Here is a 17,956-nt window from a genome sequence, read left to right on the forward strand (position 1 = left end):
TGAAAAGGATGAAGTGAAATGGAAAAAACAGTAAAAATTGATGGGATGAAATGTGATGGCTGTGTTCAAGCGGTCACTGAAAAATTTAGTGGAATTGACGGCGTAACGAATGTTGCGGTTCACTTGGCAGATCAAACAGCCGTTGTGACAGCAGATCGTGAAGTAAGCCAGGATGAGCTGAATACCACGTTGGCGGATACAAAATTCAAGGTTGTCAGCGAATAACAAAAAAACAGGGCCTACTCATGATGGTAGGCCCTGTTTTTTTGTTATGGAAGCTTTGATTTGATTTCCTGATAAATCTTAGTCGTTTCTTGACCCTCGCGCGCAGTATAATAATAAACTTTCTCCCGCGTTTCTATTTTCAGAATCGGATGACTTTTTGTATAAATTAGTAAATAAGCAGGTTTGCCAGCGACTTTAAATTCTCCTGTTAAGTAACTATCTGTCGCAGCACCCATTGTGCGGATGCGTTCTTGAGGTAAGTCATCAATCAAAGAAACAGCAGTGATTTGGTTAAAAGGAATTGACCTCGTTTTTGCTAATGGGGCAGATAACTCAATTTGTTTCTTTTCAATAGTTGCTTGAAAGGCATGACTAGAAAAATCATTTATAAACATCGGCACTGTGGCAAAGAACAGCACCGCAATCGTTAAAATACCAGTAGCAGCTAGAATAATTTTCCCAGCAGGCCGTCCTAGGTTAATAGATAAATTCATACCAATGCGGTCAGGAACCATGATTTTGGGGTCCTTGGGATTGATATAAATCCCATACCGCCAATATTGATCATCATCCCCATAGCGATAATCGCCAGCCTGTAAAACGAATTGATCTTGTTTTTTGCGCATTGAAAATAGGTAGTAGAAGAGAAAGCCTACATAAACAAACAAAAGAATAAAATAACAAAAAGTAAGAGCCATCGCAACCGTATAATCAATTACAATTGTGAAAGTTGGTAAAATGGTTAGCGGTGCAAAAACTAAGGCGGATAAAACCATTAAAACAGACCAATGATGCCGAAATAAATCATTGATTTGCTGATTAATTTTTGAGTCACTAGTTAGCGGTTTGACAGGTAAGCGCGCAATAAAATAATAACCGCCAATGAACAAACTTAACATCAAAACAGTAATTAAGAAAAGAATCCAGGAACCAATCGCCGTTTGCAAGGAATAAAAGCCCCCAGCAAAAGTAAGAATAATTGCAGGTAAAAACCACCAAAATGAAATAAGTTTCTGGTTTTTATTTAAAACTAATTGCGTATCGATTAAGAGAGGACGCTTAGGTAGCAACCAGCCGTTTTGCATTTTTAAAGCGGCCATTTTGCGAATATAAACGATTTGCAGATAGTAGCCACTGCCAATAAAACTAAATAAAAGTAACAGAAAAAGAAACAACAAAATCGAATCATAAGGAATAAATAACAAAGGTAAACTAAGAACACTAAAAACGGCTGCTAGTTGAACCAAGCGTTTTTTATAACGTTTTCGGATTGCTTGAACGCTAGGATCTTGTAGTTTATCTTCTGGTAAAGTGTTTTCCAAAATAATATTTTTGTGAGGATTTGCATAAATCCCCATAGTAAATGCCATAAAAAAAGCGACAGAAACTAGGATGAAATAAAAGAATACCGCCATTATAATGCACGCCCTTTCGAATCAAAATTTTGATAAATTTTCTGAATAAGTGCTTGGATTTCTGCTTCGGATTGCTGATGTAAAAAACTTTCAGCCAACAGAAGTTCTAAACGCTCATGCAATTGCTGTTGCCAAACAGCGGTAGCAGGTAACTTTGCGGCAATTTTGGTGCCGTTACGACGGTCAGTCACAATATAACCTGATTGCTTTAACTTATTATAAGCTTTTGAAACAGTCATCATATTGACCCCAATTTCGTCCGCCAATTGTCGAATAGAAGGCAAACTTTCATTGGGAACCAGTTCACCTTTGGCAATGCCTACAATGATTTGATCAATGAGTTGCTGATAGATGGGCTGTTCGCTTTGTTCATCTATTTCTAAAAGCATCGAATCACTCCTGTCTTATTTGTGCTATCTGTATTATATATACTAATGCAAAAAGAGTTGGAAAGCAAGGAATTTAGAGTAAATGGTTGTTTCTGTTTAAAGAGAAGCATATAATGAAGAAGAACGTAAAATGAAAGGACGATGAAAATATGACAGCAATTGAACCAAAATTAACAGAGAAATTCCATCAAGATTTCTTGAACAATAATAAACAAAATGCCTTACAACGTAGTGTAGTAAAAAATGGTATCAGCGCTTCAGGTGAATCTGTACAAGGAGCCGTGAATAACGTACCCGTCTTTTCAGTCGACTTAGCTACTGGAAAAGTAGCCAATCAAAAACAAAGCGGTCGCTGCTGGATGTTTGCGGCGTTAAATACATTTAGACATAGAATGTTAAATGCGTTTCAATTAAAAGATTTTGAATTATCACAAAACTATACATTTTTCTGGGATAAATATGAAAAATCAAATTATTTCTATGAAAATATTATTGCAACAGCCGATCAACCGTTGACTAGTCGTAAAGTGGCCTTTTTATTAGCTACACCACAACAAGATGGTGGGCAATGGGATATGATCGTTTCAATTTTTGATAAATATGGCGTAGTGCCTAAAACGGCAATGCCTGAAAGCAGCAACAGTTCCAATTCACGTGATTTAAACAACTATTTAAATAAAAAATTACGCAAAGATGCAACAATTTTACGTAGTTTAATTGAAAAAGGCGCTTCTGCTGAAGAAGTCCAAAAAAACAAAGAAGCAATGTTACAAGAAATTTATAATTTCTTAGCAATCTCTTTAGGAACACCGCCAGAAACCTTTGATTTTGAATACCGTGACGAAGAAAAAAATTATCATTTGGATCAAAATCTAACACCGCAAACATTCTTTGAAAAATACGTTGGCGTTAATTTACATGATTATGTAAGTATTATTAATGCTCCTACAGAAGATAAACCCTTCAACAAAACATACACTGTTGAAATGTTAGGGAATGTTGTCGGCGGCAAAGAAGTTAAATATTTAAATGTAGAAATGGCTGCTTTCAAAAAATTAGCTGCTGCACAATTGGAACAAGGCGAATCTGTTTGGTTTGGTTGTGATGTTGGACAATCTTCAACACGTGACACAGGAATTATGGCATTAGACGTTTACGATATGAACGATCTTTTTGATATTGATTTTACGATGACTAAAGCAGAACGTTTAGACTTTGGTGAAAGCTTAATGACACACGCCATGGTTTTAACAGGTGTTGATATCGTTGATGGTCAAACAACAAAATGGAAAGTGGAAAATAGCTGGGGCGAAAAAGTCGGTGAAAATGGCTTCTTCGTTATGAGCGATGCGTGGATGGACGAGTACACTTATCAAATCGTTGTGCACAAAGATTTATTAACTGATGAACAGAAAAAAGCTTGGGAACAAGCGCCAACTGTTTTGGCACCTTGGGATCCAATGGGCGCATTAGCATAAAACAGAAAAAGAAGGCCCCGCCGTCATGGCGGGGCCTTCTTTTTACGTTGGGCGGCGAACTTCACGGATTTCGCCCAATGTTGTATAATCATTGCCTGCTAAACGAGCAATCGGTTGGAGTTTTTTAGGTAAAATGTACTGATGTTCTTCATCGAAAACGGCTGAATCAAAATAGAAATCGGTAATTTCTACAATGAATAAATCCGTAATAATTTGACCTTCATGGTTAGCAATAGGTACATATTGATGTAAGCGAGCTTCCATCCGAATCGGCGCGGCTTTGATTGCTGGAACAGCAACAGTCTGGCTGGCAATGGTTTCAATACCGAATGTGTCAATTTCACTGATCTCTGCTGCTAAAGGTGCCGAAGTCTGATTCATTTGAGTAAGAACGTCTTCGTTAACGAAATGGATGACAAGTTCTTTAGTAGCCAAGATGTTTCGTGCCGTATCTTTAGGCGCTTTGTCTGGTCGTAAAATGGATAACGTTGCTAAAGGAATTTCAGCTGCCGCCGCATTAAAGAAACTAAAGGGAGCAGCGTTGACGACACCTGTGGCTGTATCTTGTGTTGTAACCCAAGCGATTGGCCGAGGAATAATACTTCCTGATAAAAATTTATACGCTGTTTTTGCAGATAACTCGTTACTATTGTAATGAATCATAGGAGCCTCCTAGAAAAAATACTAATTTCTTTGAACATTCGCATCTGAAGTATCGAAAGGACGCACAAATTCTTCAATCCCTGCCCGTTTTGGTTCTAAAAATGGCGGTAATGATAATTTTTCACCAGCGTGTTCATAGGTTTCATCCTCTAAAAACCCAGGACCATCGGTTGCCAGTTCAAATAAAACATGTGTTGCTGCCAAGAAATATTCAGATTTAAAGTAAAAACGTTCCACAAAGCCAGAATTAGGAAATTCCAAACGATTAATTTTTTCAATCCAGAAACGTAGTGCTTCCTCATCGGTAACGCGCAAGGCTAAGTGATGGACATTGCCGTAGCCTTCTTGGGCCGCTGGCAAATCTTCTCGATGCTCTACGATAATGCTGGCACCATTCCCACCTTCGCCAACTTCAAATAAATGGAAACTACCTTCAGCATCAATCAATTTGAACCCTAAAACTTCAGTTAAAACTAGTTGCAGATGTTCGTAATTTTCGACAGTTACAAAGGCTGGACCTAAGCCGATTAAAGCATGTTCACTAGGGACGTTAGATTTTTTCCAAGGCGTGCCAGCTGCAACACCTTGGTTCTTTTCATCAGAAATAAGTTGGTAACGTTGATTGTCAAAGTCTTCAAATTCTAAATACTTTTTACCAAAACGTTCTTGAATTTCTCCATGATCAATTGCATATTCATTAAAGCGTGATACCCAGTAATCCAAAGCAGCATCATCTTTTACACGGAAGGAAGTACGAGAAATTGTATTGGTTCCTTTGGTTCCTTTAGGTAAGCCTGGGAAGTCAAAGAAAGTCATATCTGTTCCGGGAGAGCCGGCATCATCAGCAAAAAATAAATGATATGTTTCAATATCGTCTTGGTTGACAGTCTTCTTAATTAAACGTAGACCTAAAATATCGGTGAAAAAGTGATAAATTTTTTCAGCACTTGAAGTCATGGCAGTGACGTGGTGTAAACCTAAAATTTGTGTATTCATAATAAAAATCCTCCTAAAAGAAAAATAATTTTTTAATTAATCAACTTACTAAAAGTAAGTTTAAATGATTAGTCCTAAAAATGCAAAAGAAATGTCTCGAATTCGAACTATTATTTTTTAGTTGATTTTTTAAAAAAATAAGAATATAATAGCCTGAGATATTTTAATACATAAACTTTCGTAAACATCGCCGGATGCTTGCGACTAAAGTGTTAATGAACAGTTCTTAGGCCATAGCTGAACTGTTTGTTGGCACTTTTTTTGTTTGGAAGGGAAGGAAAACAAGATGAGTAAAGCTTGGTTAAAAGTTATTTTTGGCGCTTTTTGTGAAGTGATTTGGGTCATTGGCATGAAGCATAGTACAACATGGTGGGAGATTTTAGGGACAGTAATCGCAATCTTTATCAGTTTTTATGCGCTGATTAAAGCAGGAGAGGAATTGCCAGTCGGCACAGCCTATGCTGTATTTGTCGGCTTAGGTAGTGCTGGAACTATTGTAACAGATCATTTTTTATTCCACACACCATTGGGCATAGGAAAAGTTCTTTTTCTGTTGCTGTTATTAATAGGTGTAATTGGCTTAAAAATGGTAACTGGAAATAAAGAGGAGGAAACAAGATGAGTTGGTTATACTTAGTTATTGCAGGCTGTTTTGAAATCTTTGGCGTAGGTTCAATTAAATTATTTACAACAAAAAAAGACTTACGTTCATTGTTAATTTTAATTCTAGCGTTTAGTGGTAGTTTCTTATTTTTATATTTAGGGATGAGACAATTACCGATGGGCGTTTCTTATGCGGTTTGGACAGGAATTGGTACAGCAGGAGGCGCTATTTTAGGAATGCTCTTAGGTGAATCAAAAGACCTACGCCGGATATTTTTTATTTTTTTAATCATTGTTTCTGTGATTGGTTTAAAATTAATTGGTTAGAAAGCAAGAGAACATTGTTTGGATTATTGAAAGACAGGTGAGTAAAATTTAAAAAGAGACAGAACCAAATGCGGTGTTCTGTCTCAAAATAGCTTTTATTTTACAAGGTTACTATAACGTGTCGCAAATTCATTGTTGTAGGACTTGCCGTTGACATCTTGACCAACGTCCCAATTTGCAGACCAAGTCATTAAGCCACGGATAGGATTACCGTCTTTTGCTAACTGATCAAAAGTTTTGGCTACAGGGGTAGCCTCAACGACATAGCCGCTACCAGCAGCATCCCGATTTGCTGGTAAACCAAGGACTAATTTATCGTTTGGTATCTGTAGATAGCCGCGCGTACCATGGATTAATGAATCAGACATATAATAGAGGAACTCGTATTTTAGAGCATCGTTGCTTTGAGCAACCCAAGTCATAATTTCATCAACCCAGACACCGTCGCCGCCTTGGTTATATAATTGTGGGGCAATGTAATCATAATAACCATTTAGGGAAGTAATGTATGTTTCATAAGCGGCACCAGGTTTTAAATAAGGGAATTCTGGCGCCATCGTAATGATGAAATTTTTTCCTTGTGCTCGGTAATGGTCTTTGACTATTTTCAATGCAGCAGGGATGACGGTTTGGTTGTCGCCAGCAGTAATCGCTAATTGCTCTAAGTCAATGTCTAAACCATCAAAGCCGTATGTTTCCACTTGACGAATGATTTCATTCGCAAAGGCTTGTTCATCGCCTTTGACTAATTGGATATGTGCATCTGCTCCACCAAGTGCCAATAAAACTGCGCGACCTTGACTATTTAATTGTGCGACTTCTTGTCGGAAGGCAGTGTCTGTTTGGTTATAAGGCTTGAACGTAGGAATCCGTGTCGTGCCATCGCTTTTCATGAAGGAAACCGGTACGACATTGTAGGCTTGATTTACTTCTGAAAGGTTCAGTGATGCTGATGTTCCTTGTTTGTAACCATCGCGTCCTTTTGAGGCCCAGTTATGCCAATATCCAACCAACACTTTTTTGTCAGAGATATCTACCATCGTATCCGCAGCATCTGCAGAAGCTTGAGTAGGCGTTAACCACAAGCCAACTGCAACGGTTGAAAGAAGGAGAAAAGCAGGAATTATTTTTTTTAGCTTCATTTTTTGAGAACTCCTTTAATTTAGTTTAAGATGTGAGTATTTTTACTGAATGTTCACATCAATCGCTTGGTAAAAGGCGTTCACCGTATCACCAATGCCCCAGACAGCGTAAATGACATGATAACCTTTGCGGTCTGTCGGAATATTAATTGTTTGTTTAACAACTTTATTAGGAACTTCTTGTTTGCCGTCAATTGAAGCAATTTTGTCGAAGTTTTTAATGTCTAATGGTTGATTGGGATTCCAGCCATTTTTAGTAATATAGTAATCCCAAGAAGCAGTTCTATGTTGGGCAGTTAAGTTCCAAGTGATGTCAAGGGGACCTGTTGTAATGTTTGTTTTGTGCCAACGAGTAGCTGTTTGTTCATCCAAAGGTTCAAAACCTGAGACACCTGCACTGGCTAATTTACCAGTAATAAACGTATTTTTGGGCGCTTCGATACTTTGAGGTTCCCATTGTGCACGACCAACATTTGTATTTAAGTTACCACCAGCAGAACTACCAAAGAAAGCACGACTTCCAGGACTTGCTACGTAACCATGAGCCTCTGAAACAGTAGGGGCCAATGCAGCGCCACCTAAAACAAAACTAAAAGCCAGGACGATTGTTAATAAACTCTTTTTCACGAAAAAAACCTCCTAAAAAATTATTTTGTATGCGCTTACAGATAGGAATATAACATAATAATCTTTCGGATACAAATAATAAGAAATGTTATTTTTAAAAATAAAACATTATTTTTTAAGTAATATTAAGAATGTTTTTAAATAATATAAATAATAGTGTTTTTCAAAGTTTTGTTAATTTTTCATTCGGAATCGCAATTGAAGAAATCACGTGGTATACTTTTAAGAAGAAACAATGACACGAAAGTAGCCATTGGAAAAAGGAGATTATTTCGTGGGAAAAAAACATACATCCTCTTATGAAGTTGCCTACTATGACGGCGATTTTACTGGTGCAATGAAGATACCGGCTTTGTTAGCGGTTGTCATTAAAGTATCAGAAGAACAAACAGAATTACTAGGAAGAGATGCGGCTTATGTCGCTCAATTTGGTCTAGGCTGGGTCATCACCAATTATGAAATAGAGATTCACCGCTTACCAAAAGTTGGTGAAAAAGTAGCAATTACAACGCAAGCTATGAGTTATAACAAATATTTTTGTTATCGTAACTTTTGGGTTCATGATGAAGAAGGCAATGAATGTGTCTTTGTGAAATCAACCTTTGTCTTAATGGATCAAAAAAATCGGAAAATCAGTAGTGTGTTACCAGAAATTATTGCACCTTTTGATTCTGAAAAAATCACTAAAATTTATCGCCATGAAAAAATTGAAAAGGTCACAGAGGGGAACTTTTTACCTTATCGTGTGCGTTTTTTTGATATTGATGGCAATCAACATGTTAATAATGCGATTTATTTTAATTGGTTATTGGATGTGTTAGGGTATGACTTTTTAACAACGCATCAACCGAAAAAAATTCTTGTGAAATTTGACAAAGAAGTAGAATACGGCCAAGAAGTCGAAAGTCATTACGAAATTGTCGAACAAGAAAATCAGTTGAAAACGCGCCATGAGATTCGGATTGATGGTCAAACCTATTGTGAAGCGAATATCGATTGGACAAACTAAGTTAAGATGACGGTTTAGAAAATAAAAAGTTACGCAGAGGAGGAAGGACATGATTCGCTTAGGATTAACATCTTTTAGTGAACACGACTATTTAACTGGAAAAAAACGGGCCACGCTTTATGAATATGCCAGTCATTTACCACTAGTTGAAATGGACACGGCGTATTACGGGATTCCTCCCAAAGAACGAGTAGCTGAATGGGTCAAAGCAGTTCCCGAAAACTTTCGCTTTGTCATGAAAGTTTATAGTGGAATCAGTTGTCAAGGTGAGTGGCAAACCTATTATGCAAGTGAAGAAGAAATGATCACCGCTTTTTTAGAAAGTATGGCCCCATTAATTGAAAGTAAAAAATTATTTGCCTTTCTGATACAATTTTCAGGAACATTTGGTTGTACGAAAGAAAATGTCGCTTACTTGCAAAAAATTCGTCACTGGTTTAAAGACCTACCCATCGCCATTGAATTACGAAATAATTCATGGTATCAACCAAACTTTGTAAAACAAATGTTGCAATTTATGAAAGAAAATCAATTTTCACTTGTGATTGTAGATGAACCGCAGATTCCTACGAATCCAGTGCCCTTTTATCCTTATGTAACGAATCCTAATCTCGTGCTCTTCCGGTTTCACGGACGTAATGCGGCTGGCTGGTTAGCCAATGATGCAGAGTGGCGAAAAAAAAGAACCCTTTATCATTATAATACGCAGGAAATCGCTGATTTAAGCGAAGCTGTTTTAAAAATGTCGCAAGAAGCCAAAGAAGTGGGCGTAATTTTTAATAATAATTCTGGCGGCGATGCCGCAGAAAACGCTCTACAGATGCAAAAAGTCTTGAATTTGAGTTACGATGATTTGAATCCAAAACAATTAGATTTATTTTGAGAAAGAAGGTAGCTGAATGTCTGAAAAGCAATCCCCTTATGAAATGGCTTGTGCCTTCCACGAGGTTTTTAATCCACAACAACCAAAGCAACCAACTGCTTTTTCGCCAGAGCTAGCCAGTCGACGAGCAGAGTTTAAAGTCGAAGAACTTGTGGAATTTTTATATAGTGCTGCTGATAATGACCAAGTACTTTTTCAACAATTGGTCAACGGATTAAAAAAATCTGTCGATAAAGCAGAGCAGAAAGTCTTGGCGAAAGGCAAACCAGTATCTGATCCTTTAGTGGAGGAAGTGGATGCACTAGTTGATTTATTGTATTTTACTTATGGTTCGTTTTGCTTAATGGGCGTCAATCCAACAAAAATTATTGAAATCGTTCATCAAGCCAATATGGGGAAATTATTTCCAGATGGGCAGCCACATTATGATCCAGAAACAAATAAAGTATTAAAACCTGAAAATTGGGAACAAGATTTTGCGCCAGAAGCTAAAATTAAAGCGGAAATTCAACGCCAATTGAAAATTACTGAAACCAATGAAAAAGACGAATGAGAAAACTCATTCGTCTTTTTCATTAATCATGGAAGAACGTCCGATATAAGGCTTTGATGGCTTTTTCCTCTTGTTCTTTTTTGATACCAAACATAATACTTACTTCCGAAGATCCTTGGTTAATCATTTCTAAGTTGATTTTTTCTTTGGCTAACGCCATTGTACTTTCAGCAGTAACCCCAATTCGTTGGCGCATGCCTTCCCCGACAATCATAATCATGGAAAGGTGATGCGTGATGCGTAACTCATCAGGCGCTAAAACTTCTTGGAGTTGGGCCATCAGTTGATTTTCAATTTCAGTTGTTAACTGGTCTTCTCTTAAAACAATCGTGATGTCATCAATTCCTGAGGGCATATGCTCATAGCTCAAGGCTAATTTTTCTAGTACTTCTAAGAGCCGTCGCCCAAAACCTAATTCTCTATTCATTAAATACTTACTAATGTAAATACTTGCGAACCCTTGATCACTAGCAATTCCTACAACAGGAGCATGCTTCACTTTGCGAGAGGTGGTAATTAGGGTGCCAGGATGATGTGGGTTGTTGGTATTTTTGATAACGACTGGAATATTTGCGCGATAGGCAGGCATTAAGGCTTCGTCGTGGAGGACGGCAAATCCTGCATAAGCTAACTCCCGCATTTCTCTGTAGGTCAATTCTTGAATCGTTTGAGGCTGTTCAATAATTCCAGGATGGGCGACATAAATTCCGTCCACATCGGTAAAGTTTTCATACAAATCTGCTTGAACACCTGCGGCAACAATGGACCCTGTGATATCGGAACCGCCACGAGAAAAAGTACAAATTTCGCCGGCTTCTGTATAACCAAAGAAACCTGGAATAACCAAGATTTGTTGAGTCTCACGATAGGCACTAATTTTCTCTAAAGCTTTTGGTAAAATGCGGGCATTGCCTGGCTCAGGTGTCACTAGGAGACCTAATTCTTTTGGACTAATGTAGCGAGCATCTAAGCCATTCTGATTGAAAAAACTGGCAACAACTTTTGCATTATTGTCCTCGCCGCTAGCTAAAAAATAGTCAAATAAAAAAGCATTGTTTTCTTTTGGTAAAGTGGCTAATTGGCGAATCGAAATAGCAATATCAGCTAAAACTGCTTTATCCAAGTGTAATTCATCAAAAAGATCTTCATAACGACGAATGATGGCAGAGATTGTCGATTCAATTTCCTCATTATTTAAGTAGCGCTGATAGTATTGAATCAATAAATCAGTCACTTTAATATCTTGCGGGGTTCGCTTTCCAGGAGCAGATACAACGACAAACGTTCGGCGCGGCTCTTCCTTGACGATTTGTAAGACTTTCTGTAACTGTGGTGCTGATGCTAGCGAGCTACCGCCGAATTTAACTACGTTCACGTTTATCACTCCTGTTTTTAATTATTTTCTCATTTGTAGATTAGTAAAAGGATACCGAAAAACATTTAGAAAAGCAACCACTTATTTTCAGAAAGTTAGGAAATCATGAAAATATTTGTTCTTCATTTTTCCTTAAAATTTTGTTAAACTGTAAAGATATGAGTCGTAACGAAGGAGTTAAATAGTATGACAGAATCCAAAACCGCCATTATTTTTGATATGGACGGTGTCCTAGTAGATAGCGAAGCTTATTATTATGAGCGACGTAAAGCATTTTTAGCGGAATTTGATTTGACCATTGAGGGCCTAACCTTGCCAGAATTAGTCGGTGCGGATATGCGTTCATTATGGCAAAAGATTGAACAAGTCAACAAAAAAGAGCTAGATATTGCTTTTTTAAATGAACAATACATAGCCTATAAAAAAGCGCATCCGATAGATTATTTAGCTGTGCTTGATGAAAATGCGAAACGTGTTTTACAATTTTTAAAAAGACAAGGCTATAAAATCGGATTAGCTTCTTCTTCCACAAAAGACGCAATTGAAGAGGTTTTGACAGTGGGGCAATTAAGTAGTTATTTTGATGCGGTCGTGAGTGGGGAAGATTTCGAAGAAAGTAAACCGGCGCCGGATATTTATCTGCACACGTTACAAGAATTAGCTGTTGCGCCACAGGAATGTATAGCCATTGAAGATTCAGAAAAAGGCATTGCCTCTGCCAAAGAAGCTGGGCTAGAAGTTTGGGCGATGCGCGATGAACACTTTGGGATGGATCAAAGTCAAGCGGATGCCTTCTTAACACAACTAAGTGATATTTGTAAAAAAATTAGTGAAAATCGGATCGATGAAAGCAGTGAATCAACCCCTTCGTAAGAAGATCGCGGGTTTTATTAAAAAAGTTTGTTATAACTAGTGAATGAATATACAGTTTGTGCTATAATTTTCTATAGGTATTTCTGCAAGAATGCCCTTTTTCAAGGGTCAGGAACAATAGATAACCGTGTGAAGAGAACAAACAACCTTTCTTTTATTATAGAAAAATTATCGGAGGAGCCAAAATGAAGAATAATTGGATTATCATTTTAGTACTAGTAATCGTTATTATTGCTGCGGTGCTATACTTAATTGGTTATTTTATGCGCAAAAAAAATCAAGAACAATTAGATGAATTAGAAGTTCGTAAAGAAGCCCTGTTTGACTTGCCAGTCTTTGAAGAAATCGATGACATTAAAAAAATGCATCTAGTTGGACAGAGTCAAAATAGTTTCCGTGAATGGAATCAACGCTGGGTAGAACTATCGACGCGTTCTTTCGCCGAACTAGAGAGTCAAATTTATGAAGTCGAAAATCAAAATGAAATTTTCCGTTTCATGAAAGCGAAGAAAGCAGTCGTGGAAGCGAATGAAACGATGACCGAAATGGAAGCCGAAGTGGAAGTCATTCGTAATGGCTTGAAAGAATTACGTGAAAGTGAAGAGCGCAATTCATTAGAAGTTCAAAAAGCTTTGGATGTCTATGAAGAATTAAGTAAATCACTAAAAGATGATAAAGCTAGCTTTGGTCCAGCTTACTCCGAAATCCAAAAACAATTAAGAAACGTCGAAATTGAATTCACACAATTTGTCACACTAAATACATCGGGGGACCCAATCGAGGCTCGAGAAGTCCTAGAAGATGCGGAACGTCATACGTATGAATTGGAAGACTTAATGAAACGGATTCCACCAATGTATGAAGAATTAAATGAAACTTTCCCAGATCAATTAAAAGAAATCGAAGAAGGCTACAACCAATTATTAGCTGACGATTACGTGTTCCCTGAACAAAACTTTGCTGAAGAAATTCAACATGCGAAAAAACGTGTCGAGAATTCAATGGCTGATTTAGAGAAAACAGAGATTGCCGCAGTAGAGGTCGCAAATCGCGACACAGCAACGGCGATTGATGCATTATATGAAGTGATGGAACGTGAGATTGAAGCGAAGAAATATGTCGTGACCAATCAAAAAATTATTGACGATTATATTTCTCATTCCTTAAAAAATAACCGTCAATTAATGATTGAATTGGACCATGTATCACAAAGCTATACCTTAAACAACAACGAGCTAGGACGTAGTCGTGGTTTTCAAACGGAAATTGAAGAAATTATTCGCCGTCAAAAAGATTTGGAACCTCGAATGAAAGAACATACCGTTCCTTACTCTGAAATTCAAGCGTTCTATAAAGAATGCTATAAGATTTTAGATGATATTGAAAATCAACAATTAGAAATTGATGCTTCATTGAAAGAACTAAGAAAAGGCGAAAAAGTCGCTCAAGAAAAAGTCGACGAATACGAATTCCGTTTACGGAGTATCAAACGATATGTTGAAAAGCAACGATTACCAGGTTTGTCTGCTGATTACTTAGAATTTTTCTATGTGGCAACGGATCGAATTGAAGATTTAAGCCGAGCCTTAAATAAAATGCGCATTAACATGGATGAAATCAATCGTTTGTGTGACTTATGCGAAGATGATTTAGAGTTATTAGATAAGAAAACAAAAGATTTAGTCAATGCAGCAGCTCTGACAGAACAAATGATGCAATATGCAAACCGCTATCGTCATACTCACGAGAACATCCGAGCGGCTTTAGATAAAAGCATGTATTTATTCTCGACAGAATTCCGTTATCAAGATGCATTAGATGAAATTGGAACGGCATTGGAAGCTGTTGAGCCAGGGGCGTTCAAACGAATCGAAGATTTTTATTTTAAAAATATCAATAACCCTAATTTAACAGCAATTTAATTAAACAATCACTAAACAGAGGTTTGTCGACAGACAAGCCTCTGTTTTTTATGGCGTGGTGGTGACTTGAAGTGATACTTTAGAAAGTATATAATGGGAAAGAATTTTAAAAAAGAAGGGTGACAAATGATTTATTTTGATAATAGTGCAACTACACCGATTTACCCCCAGGCTTTAGATACATATGTAAAAACCAGTCAGCGGATTATTGGCAATCCGTCTAGTCTGCATGACTTAGGCAACCAAGCGAATCGGCTCTTACAACAAGCACGGAAGCAGATTGCGGAGCTAATCAATGTTTCAGCAAATGAAATCTATTTTACAAGTGGCGGAACTGAAGGAGATAACTGGGTTTTAAAAGGAACGGCAATCGAAAAACGAGAATTTGGTAATCATATTATTATTTCTGCAGTGGAACATCCAGCAGTTACAGAAACAGCGGAACAATTAGTCGAACTAGGTTTTGAACTTTCTTATGCGCCAGTGGATAAAGAAGGTCGTGTGAAAGTCGAGGAATTACAGAAATTAATTAGAAAAGAAACGATTTTGGTTTCTGTTATGGCAGTCAACAATGAAGTGGGAACGATTCAACCAATTAAAGAAATCAGCGAGGTTTTAGCGGAGTTTCCTAAAATTCATTTTCATGTAGACGCCGTTCAAGCAATTGGGAAAGTTAATTACTCAGAGTGGTTAACGGATCGGGTGGATTTTGCAACATTTTCTGCACATAAATTTCATGGACCACGAGGCATTGGTTTTATGTATTGGAAACAAGGAAAACGTTTAGCGCCGCTTTTAACAGGAGGCGGACAAGAAAACAACCAACGCAGTGGGACAGAAAACGTACCAGCAATTGTGGCAATGGCCAAAGCGTTGCGTTTGCATTTAGAGAACGAACAACAACGGCCGCAACATGTGGCGACATTACGGAGTTATTTATTAAAGGCGCTAGAAGAATTTCAAAATGTGACTGTTTTTTCACAAGATAATGAACATTTTGCGCCACACATTTTATGTTTTGCTTTGAAAGGGATTCGCGGCGAAGTGCTAGTCCATGCATTGGAAGAAAAACAGATTTATATTTCGACTACGAGTGCTTGTTCTAGCCGAAAAAAAATGGCTAGCAGCACCTTGTATGCCATGCATGTGCCTGGGGAATTGGCGACTTCCGCTGTGCGCATTAGTTTAGATGAAAGCAATACAATGGCAGAAATTGAACAATTTATGATTGTTTTCAACCAACTTTATCAAAAATTTTCTCGTGTAAATTAATAAAAAAATAAGTCGGAGCCTAGAAATAGGCTCCGACTTATTTTTGCTCTCTTTATCGATTGAAGCGGTAGCCACTTCCCCAGAGTGTTTCAATTGGAGAGTCAGAAAGATTGGCTTTTTTTAATTTTTCCCGAATCCGTTTAATGTGAACAACGACAGTCGAAACCTCAGTATCTAAGGCATCAAATCCCCAGACACTTTCAAAAAGTTCTTCTTTATTCCACACGCGATTAGGATGTTCCATCAAGAAAACCAACAATTTGTATTCTTTGCTTGTAAAAATAACTTCATTTTCTAAAACAAACACTTTGTGGGCGGCAGTGTCGACAGCGATTTCATTGATTTTTAGTAATTGTGGTGGTTGTTCTGCTTTGCTTAGCAATTGATAACGGTTCATATGGGCTTTTGCTCGAGCGACTAATTCATTGGGACTAAACGGCTTGATTATATAATCATCAGCACCTAAGCCAAGCCCACGAATTTTATCAATATCTTCTTTTTTAGCCGAAACAATCATGATCGGCGTTTGCTTTTTTTTTCGAATTGCACGACAGATTTCAAAACCATCCATAGTTGGCAGCATCACATCTAAAATAATTAAATCAAAGGGCTCATTTAAAGCTGCTTCCAATCCTTTTTTTCCATCATGTTCAATTGTGACAGTCATATCGTTAATTTCTAAATAATCTTTTTGCAAATCAGCAATGCTTGGATCATCTTCAATAATTAATACATGTGGTTTCATTTTTCATCCTCCAACAACGGCAACGTAATTATCACGTTGGTGCCGTCTCCTTTTTTACTTGTGACAGTGATTGTTCCCTGATGATAGTCAATAATTTGTTTGACAATACTTAATCCCAAGCCGCTTCCTTTAACTGTTGGGGTTCGAGATTTGTCTACACGATAGAAGCGTTCGAATAAATAAGGTAATTCTTTTTTATCGATACCAATGCCGTTATCTGTAATGGTTAAAACTAAGTCTGTTTGATTATGCGTTAAAGAAATCGTAAAGGCTAGTTGTTCTTTAGTGGGATCCGCAAATTTAATGCTATTTTGAATTAGATTGGTAATCACGCGATTCATCTGCGTGGGGTCCATTTGAACGTATAAGGCTTCGGTGGGAAGTACAGAAGTAATCACGAGTTCTTGTTCCAAACGGTATTCTTCAAGAATATGTGCAATAAAACGAGTGAAATTGGTCTTTTCCACTGTAAAGACAGCACGATCTAGGTCTAATTTAGAATACAAAAATAATTCTTCAATTAAATCATTGAGGCCTAAACTTTTTTCATGAATGACCGTTAAATAGCGCTGTTTTTTTTCTTCAGTATTGGCAACGCCATCCATCAAACCTTCAACGTAACCAATAATAGAAGTAATTGGTGTTTTTAAGTCATGAGAAATATTTGCAATTAATTCTTTCCGATTAGCTTCATATTTTTCGCGTTCCGCATTGGCTTCTTCTAAATCTTGCCACATTTGTTCAAAACTAAGTTGGAGCTGTTTGACTTCTGTTGAGACGGTTTGGTGGCTAGTTGGTGTAAATGGATTTTCTTTTTGGGCATCCTTACCCAATGTTTTAGTCGCTTTTTCTAATGCTTCTAATGGCTCGATAGTGGTTTTGGTTAAGCGCTTATTAATGAGCCAAGCTGCCGCAATTGCTACAAGGATAATTAACAAAATCATCCAGATAATCCAGCGTGTGAAGAATTCAAAAAGGCTGCTTTCGCGTTTCAAGACAATAAAGCTCCCGTTAGAACCATCTAAATAATGAAAATCGGATTTGACATAATGATATAGACGCCCTGCATTATCCAGTGTGCCAGTTGGCATAATATTATTCATTTCGTAGTTTGGAATATGTACAGACAAAGATTTTTCTACTAAATTATCCGAATAATAAGGAAACCGTGCATTCTTTCGAATAATCACACTTAATCCTTTTGCCTCAATTGTTTGAATCGTTTCCTTTAATTCTTTACTCAAAGGTGTATCTAGTAATTTCGGTGATTTTTTTAGCAGTTGATCTAAGGCCAAATAACTTTCTTCTTCGTTAGCGGTCAATGGTCGTTGCTTATTCATCATTCGGTAAGCTTGGGGCAAACTGGGGACAGTTCCTAATGTGATGTAAGAAGCTAAGGATAAAACAGCTAAAACAGAGGCTAAAGTAATAATGATGGCACTAATATAAGAAATAAAAA

General features: G+C 37.4%; 19 protein-coding genes. 10 read left to right on the forward strand and 9 right to left on the reverse strand.

Annotated features, from left to right (window positions below):
* Positions 1–18: 18 nt before the first annotated feature.
* Positions 19–225, forward strand: coding sequence for a heavy-metal-associated domain-containing protein (locus tag IGK72_RS01415; RefSeq protein ID WP_002355215.1), 207 nt, complete (start codon positions 19–21; stop codon positions 223–225).
* Between the two features lie 44 nt (positions 226–269).
* On the opposite strand, the gene IGK72_RS01420 is transcribed toward IGK72_RS01415, so the two are convergent.
* Both IGK72_RS01420 and IGK72_RS01425 read right to left on the reverse strand, forming a co-directional pair.
* Positions 270–1,640 (reverse strand): DUF5808 domain-containing protein, encoded by a 1,371-nt coding sequence (locus IGK72_RS01420; protein ID WP_016626064.1) that lies wholly within the window; start codon positions 1,638–1,640, stop codon positions 270–272.
* Positions 1,640–2,029, reverse strand: coding sequence for a GntR family transcriptional regulator (locus tag IGK72_RS01425; protein ID WP_002358356.1), 390 nt, complete (start codon positions 2,027–2,029; stop codon positions 1,640–1,642). The genes IGK72_RS01420 and IGK72_RS01425 overlap by 1 nt, the downstream gene beginning before the upstream one ends.
* 149 nt (positions 2,030–2,178) lie before the next feature.
* On the opposite strand from IGK72_RS01425, the gene IGK72_RS01430 reads away from it, so the two are divergent.
* Positions 2,179–3,507, forward strand: a complete 1,329-nt coding sequence (locus IGK72_RS01430; RefSeq protein WP_002358357.1) for an aminopeptidase C — start codon at positions 2,179–2,181, stop codon at positions 3,505–3,507.
* 42 nt (positions 3,508–3,549) lie between these two features.
* Here the strand turns inward: IGK72_RS01430 and IGK72_RS01435 are convergent, their stop codons facing one another.
* Both IGK72_RS01435 and IGK72_RS01440 read right to left on the reverse strand, forming a co-directional pair.
* Positions 3,550–4,170: a flavin reductase family protein gene (locus IGK72_RS01435; protein WP_002385390.1), complete on the reverse strand. Its 621-nt coding sequence runs from the start codon at positions 4,168–4,170 to the stop codon at positions 3,550–3,552.
* A 21-nt stretch (positions 4,171–4,191) separates the two neighbouring features.
* Positions 4,192–5,166 (reverse strand): ring-cleaving dioxygenase, encoded by a 975-nt coding sequence (locus IGK72_RS01440; protein ID WP_070416046.1) that lies wholly within the window; start codon positions 5,164–5,166, stop codon positions 4,192–4,194.
* Positions 5,167–5,431: 265 nt separating this feature from the next.
* Between IGK72_RS01440 and IGK72_RS01445 the strand changes: the two genes are divergently transcribed.
* Together IGK72_RS01445 and IGK72_RS01450 are read left to right on the forward strand one after the other, a co-directional pair.
* Positions 5,432–5,788 (forward strand): DMT family transporter, encoded by a 357-nt coding sequence (locus IGK72_RS01445; RefSeq protein WP_002386054.1) that lies wholly within the window; start codon positions 5,432–5,434, stop codon positions 5,786–5,788.
* The gene (locus IGK72_RS01450; RefSeq protein WP_002355223.1) at positions 5,785–6,096 is read left to right on the forward strand and encodes a DMT family transporter; all 312 of its coding nucleotides are present in this window, start codon (positions 5,785–5,787) and stop codon (positions 6,094–6,096) included. The genes IGK72_RS01445 and IGK72_RS01450 overlap by 4 nt, the downstream gene beginning before the upstream one ends.
* Before the next feature lie 95 nt (positions 6,097–6,191).
* Here the strand turns inward: IGK72_RS01450 and IGK72_RS01455 are convergent, their stop codons facing one another.
* Positions 6,192–7,238: a chitinase gene (locus IGK72_RS01455; protein ID WP_070416045.1), complete on the reverse strand. Its 1,047-nt coding sequence runs from the start codon at positions 7,236–7,238 to the stop codon at positions 6,192–6,194.
* A gap of 42 nt (positions 7,239–7,280) precedes the next feature.
* Positions 7,281–7,865 carry a lytic polysaccharide monooxygenase gene (locus IGK72_RS01460; RefSeq protein WP_002355225.1) on the reverse strand — a complete coding sequence of 195 codons (585 nt, stop codon included), beginning with the start codon at positions 7,863–7,865 and terminating at the stop codon, positions 7,281–7,283.
* A gap of 274 nt (positions 7,866–8,139) precedes the next feature.
* Between IGK72_RS01460 and IGK72_RS01465 the strand changes: the two genes are divergently transcribed.
* Genes IGK72_RS01465 through IGK72_RS01475 form a run of 3 tightly spaced genes read left to right on the forward strand, consistent with a single transcriptional unit; the run spans position 8,140 to position 10,310 of the window.
* The gene (locus tag IGK72_RS01465; protein WP_002355227.1) at positions 8,140–8,874 is read left to right on the forward strand and encodes an acyl-ACP thioesterase domain-containing protein; all 735 of its coding nucleotides are present in this window, start codon (positions 8,140–8,142) and stop codon (positions 8,872–8,874) included.
* Between the two features lie 49 nt (positions 8,875–8,923).
* Positions 8,924–9,757, forward strand: coding sequence for a DUF72 domain-containing protein (locus tag IGK72_RS01470; protein ID WP_070416044.1), 834 nt, complete (start codon positions 8,924–8,926; stop codon positions 9,755–9,757).
* Positions 9,758–9,773: 16 nt separating this feature from the next.
* Entirely contained in the window at positions 9,774–10,310 is a 537-nt protein-coding gene (locus IGK72_RS01475) for an HAD family hydrolase (RefSeq protein WP_023894881.1), read from the forward strand.
* Between the two features lie 22 nt (positions 10,311–10,332).
* Here IGK72_RS01475 and IGK72_RS01480 read toward each other — a convergent pair whose 3' ends face one another.
* Positions 10,333–11,685, reverse strand: a complete 1,353-nt coding sequence (locus tag IGK72_RS01480; protein WP_010713599.1) for an aspartate kinase — start codon at positions 11,683–11,685, stop codon at positions 10,333–10,335.
* 186 nt (positions 11,686–11,871) lie between these two features.
* Between IGK72_RS01480 and IGK72_RS01485 the strand changes: the two genes are divergently transcribed.
* From IGK72_RS01485 to IGK72_RS01495, 3 genes are all read left to right on the forward strand, one after another.
* Positions 11,872–12,558, forward strand: coding sequence for an HAD family hydrolase (locus tag IGK72_RS01485; RefSeq protein ID WP_002355232.1), 687 nt, complete (start codon positions 11,872–11,874; stop codon positions 12,556–12,558).
* Positions 12,559–12,743: 185 nt separating this feature from the next.
* Positions 12,744–14,480, forward strand: a complete 1,737-nt coding sequence (ezrA, locus tag IGK72_RS01490) for a septation ring formation regulator EzrA (protein WP_002355233.1) — start codon at positions 12,744–12,746, stop codon at positions 14,478–14,480.
* Positions 14,481–14,606: 126 nt separating this feature from the next.
* Positions 14,607–15,752, forward strand: a complete 1,146-nt coding sequence (locus IGK72_RS01495) for a cysteine desulfurase family protein (protein WP_002355234.1) — start codon at positions 14,607–14,609, stop codon at positions 15,750–15,752.
* A 52-nt stretch (positions 15,753–15,804) separates the two neighbouring features.
* Here IGK72_RS01495 and IGK72_RS01500 read toward each other — a convergent pair whose 3' ends face one another.
* Together IGK72_RS01500 and IGK72_RS01505 are read right to left on the reverse strand one after the other, a co-directional pair.
* Positions 15,805–16,497, reverse strand: coding sequence for a response regulator transcription factor (locus IGK72_RS01500; protein WP_002355236.1), 693 nt, complete (start codon positions 16,495–16,497; stop codon positions 15,805–15,807).
* The gene (locus tag IGK72_RS01505; protein WP_002393835.1) at positions 16,494–17,837 is read right to left on the reverse strand and encodes a sensor histidine kinase; all 1,344 of its coding nucleotides are present in this window, start codon (positions 17,835–17,837) and stop codon (positions 16,494–16,496) included. The genes IGK72_RS01500 and IGK72_RS01505 overlap by 4 nt, the downstream gene beginning before the upstream one ends.
* Positions 17,838–17,956: the final 119 nt, after the last annotated feature.

The sequence above is a fragment of the Enterococcus sp. DIV0183 genome (assembly GCF_050541505.1).
Lineage (GTDB): Bacteria > Bacillota > Bacilli > Lactobacillales > Enterococcaceae > Enterococcus > Enterococcus faecalis.